The organism is Streptomyces sp. NPDC006265, assembly GCF_040613555.1.
Classification (GTDB): Bacteria; Actinomycetota; Actinomycetes; order Streptomycetales; family Streptomycetaceae; genus Streptomyces.
Window position 1 is genome coordinate 1 of the sequence record NZ_JBEXSH010001242.1, and the last position, 1,937, is coordinate 1,937.

Annotated in this window: 2 protein-coding genes; both read left to right on the forward strand. The window is 74.5% G+C overall.

Going from position 1 to position 1,937, the window contains the following annotated elements; translation table 11 throughout:
• On the forward strand, positions 1 to 613 hold a 613-nt coding region (locus ABZ281_RS47585), incomplete at its 5' end, for an AAA family ATPase (RefSeq protein ID WP_356664881.1).
• Positions 614 to 1,053: 440 nt separating this feature from the next.
• Positions 1,054 to 1,842 (forward strand): enhanced serine sensitivity protein SseB, encoded by a 789-nt coding sequence (locus ABZ281_RS47590; RefSeq protein WP_356664883.1) that lies wholly within the window; start codon positions 1,054 to 1,056, stop codon positions 1,840 to 1,842.
• The last annotated feature ends 95 nt before the right edge of the window (positions 1,843 to 1,937 follow it).

The following is a 1,937-nucleotide window of genomic DNA, read 5'->3' on the forward strand; positions in this document are numbered from 1 at the left end:
TCCGGTCCGGGCGGTCCGCGGCCCGGCGCCGACGCCGGCGCCGGTCGTCCGCGACCTGCGCGATGGCCCCGGGGGCGGCCCGCACGCGCTGCTGTTCGGCCCCCGCGACCTCGTCGTGGTCACGGGCCTGCCCGGCAGCGGCAAGTCCACGCTGATGCGGCGCACCGTGCCGGGCCGGCGCATCGACTCCCAGGACACCCGCGACCGTTGGGAGCGCCGCATGCCGCGCGCCCTGCCGTACGCGCTCTACCGTCCGCTCGTCCGCCTCACCCACTACGCCGGGCTGCGCGGCGCGCTGGGCGCCGGGGAGGCCGTCGTCGTGCACGACTGCGGCACCCAGGCCTGGGTCCGCCGCTGGCTCGCCCGCGAGGCCCGCCGCCGGGGCGGCACGCTCCACCTGCTCCTCCTCGACGTCACGCCCGAGCAGGCCCTGGCCGGTCAGCGCGACCGCGGCCGCGGCGTCTCGCGCTACGCGTTCCTGCGCCACCGCGCGGCGAGCGACCGCCTTCTGCGCGCGGTGGAACGCGGCGACCTCCCCACCGGCTGCGGCTCGGCCGTCCTCGCCGACCGGGACACGGCGAACACCCTCCACAGAATCGGCTTCACGGGCTGAGCCCGCGTCGTCGTCCACAGGGCGGTCCTGCACGGGGCCGTCCTCCCATGCCCCCCGTTATGTTCTTCGCGGTCCTGCAGGAGGGCCGCTGGCCTCCGGGCCCGGCACGACTGTGTCCCCCTGTCGAACGGATGACCTGGGGGGTGGTGTCACCGGGCCCGGGAGGTGCCGTCGGAGACGCTGATGAGAGGTCCGGCCACCACCCGGTCCGGCGCAATGCCGGACAGCTCGCGGGCGGCAGGTCTGCATGCTCCGCGACGGCACCTTCTACGAACCCCGCGAGCCCGACACCGCCACCCCTGCCGCCGGATGAACCTCATACCAACGAATCACCTCAAACCCGGCACGACAGGGTTGACGAAAGACATAGAGGCACCCCGGCGTCCGTCAGCCGTTAGCCTTTTGAGCCACAGCAGTGGTTCCAGGCAGGCGGTAGGCAGATGGACATCCCGGCGGACTTCTCCGCGGACTTTCCGGCGCAGACGCAGACCCACCCGCACGGCGGTTGGCCCGGCAACGAGCTGGAGGAGGTGCTCTCGGCCTCCCTCGGCGCCGGACCGGCGGCCGGCGGGCGGATCGTCGAGGTGCTCGGCCGGAGCTTCGTGTGGATCCCGCTGCCCAGCGGCGGCGGCCCGCACAGCGGCCCCCTCGACCTGCCCGGCATCGAGATCGACGGGCAGGCGTTCGTGCCGGTGTTCAGCTCCGAGGAGCAGTTCCGCCAGGCCGTCGGCTCCCACATGTCGTACACCATCGCCCCCGCCGTGGAGTTCGCCCGCGGTCTGCCCCCGCACGCGGGCATAGCCGTCAACCCGGGCGGTGTGGTGGGCATCCCGCTCCCGCCGCCCGCCGTGGCCGAGCTGTGCCGGGCCGTCCGGACCCCGCTGGACGGCCCCGCGAGCGGCGGCCGGGTCCGCCTCTTCGAGCCCGACTGGCAGGACGACCCGGTGGACTTCCTCGCCGCCGCCTCCGCCGAGTTCGAGGCCACCGGTGTCGTCGTCACGGCCCGCCGCTGCCTCGCCGCCATCGAGACCGCCGACCCGGTGATGTTCGTGGGCGTCGAACTCTCCCAGTGGGAGGGCGACCTGCGCGCCCTGCCCCTGGACGCCCTCACCCGTGCCGTCACCGCCGTCCCGGCCCCCTGGCCGGTCAACCTGGTGCTCCTGGACGTGACGGAGGACCCGGTGGGAGCGTGGATGAGGGAGCGGGTCCGGCCCTTCTACCAGCGGTAGGGCGGCCGACCCAGGGGCGCGGGGTTGTATCGTCGTGCGACTCCGCCGCGTGGGCGCGATCAACCACATACGACCGTGAGCCGAACGGCAACCCC